The sequence below is a fragment of the Vibrio sp. Vb1026 genome (genome assembly GCF_033338745.1).
GTDB lineage: Bacteria > Pseudomonadota > Gammaproteobacteria > Enterobacterales > Vibrionaceae > Vibrio > Vibrio alginolyticus.
Window position 1 is genome coordinate 1 of the sequence record NZ_JAWOTH010000175.1, and the last position, 1,095, is coordinate 1,095.

Annotated in this window: 2 protein-coding genes; both read left to right on the forward strand. The window is 45.2% G+C overall.

Annotated features, from left to right (window positions below; translation table 11 throughout):
- Positions 1 to 497 (forward strand): EamA family transporter RarD (gene rarD / locus R7E47_RS25090; RefSeq protein ID WP_318085496.1); only part of this gene is annotated, 497 nt, incomplete at its 5' end.
- Between the two features lie 74 nt (positions 498 to 571).
- Positions 572 to 1,095 (forward strand): AraC family ligand binding domain-containing protein (locus R7E47_RS25095; protein ID WP_318085498.1); only part of this gene is annotated, 524 nt, incomplete at its 3' end.

A 1,095-nucleotide genomic window follows, 5' to 3' on the forward strand; every position in this document is an offset into this window, starting at 1 on the left:
GATGTGGCGTTTTGGTGCAGTTGATCGTCTTTGGTTCGGTGCCAATTGTAGCGATGGCGTTGGCGATGAGCTTTGGTTTTTACGGTTTGCTACGTAAGAAAGTCGCGGTGGATGCTCAAACGGGTTTGTTTGTCGAAACGCTAATCTTATTACCCGCTGCCGCCGTTTATCTTCTGTTTATTGCCAGCTCACCAACGGCAAACATGATTGAAAACCCATGGCAGCTCAATACGTTGTTGATTGCAGCCGGTGTGGTGACGACCTTGCCATTGCTGTGCTTCACTGGTGCCGCGACTCGCCTCAAATTATCAACGCTCGGCTTTTTCCAGTACATCGGTCCTAGCCTGATGTTCTTGCTTGCAGTGTTAATTTACGGCGAGACCTTCACGATGGATAAAGCGATTACGTTCGCCTTTATTTGGGGAGCTCTTGTGGTATTTAGCTTCGATGGGCTGCGCAACAATCGCCGTTCACGCCGAGCCATTCAGTCACAGTGATCGTTTTTTACAAGACAAGCTAACAATTGATGGATAAGCTTGGTCATTATGTGACCAAGCTTTTTTTGTATGTAATGGGACAGATTCAATACTACGCGACCGACCATGACCAACTGAGTCTGATCGAGGCGAAATACCAAAAGTTTGCCTTTCAACGGCACTATCATTTGGATTTTCATCTCGGCTTGATCACGCATGGTGAGCAGAAGTTTCATTATCAAGGCTCTCATCACCAAGTCGGTCATGGGCAAATCGTTATTATGCCGCCCGATGAACTGCACGACGGCCAATCTAAGCTTGCCAGTGGCTATCAAGTGAATGTTTTTTCGATCGAACCACACTTACTTAGCGATCTGGCAGATCTTAAGCAAAATGGTCAAATTATCCGCTTTAATGAGTTGATCATCTCCGATCCACAGATATTTTCACAACTTAGTAACTTACATGCTCTGTTGAGACGCGAAAATCTCAGTCAGTTAACCAAAGATTGTCTGCCTTTTGAGGGATTTAACCAACTTTTTGATCGCTACGGATCGCTGGCAAGGCAAAAAGTCATTCCATTAGGTAAGCAATCTCTCAACACCTTAAAAGATTACTT